The organism is Staphylococcus pasteuri (assembly GCF_030547725.1).
GTDB lineage: Bacteria > Bacillota > Bacilli > Staphylococcales > Staphylococcaceae > Staphylococcus > Staphylococcus pasteuri.
Genome location: NZ_JAUOQO010000080.1, coordinates 1 through 364 on the forward strand (window position 1 = coordinate 1; position 364 = coordinate 364).

1 protein-coding gene is annotated in these 364 nt (G+C 60.2%); it reads right to left on the reverse strand.

What is annotated here, in order from left to right:
- The coding region (locus Q4528_RS12880) for a hypothetical protein (RefSeq protein WP_303521870.1) at positions 1-364 on the reverse strand (364 nt) is incomplete at both ends.

The window sequence follows — 364 nt, forward strand, 5'->3', positions numbered from 1 at the left end:
CCATTGACCACCGTCGCCCCCGTGGTTGCGCCAACCTTCGACACCCAATCATAAGTGTTGCTGCCTTGCGTGATGCTATCGCCAAGGAAAATCACCGTCTTGTCAGCCAGCGCAGGAATGGCATTCGGGTGAATAGGTTCCCACGCCGCATAGCCTGCTGTTGCGCTTGCGTTCTGCGTGTCCAAAAGGCGCTCATATTTGCGACGATAGCCGCGCTGACTGTTCGGGTCGGTGACATCCGCCGAGGTGATCACCTGACGCAAGAACCGCGCGGGGCCGGTGCCGTCCGTGTCCCCTGCCGAATAGACATCCAGCCACGCCGCAGAGACATCGCCCCATTCTTCGGGCATCGACAGATAGGCAC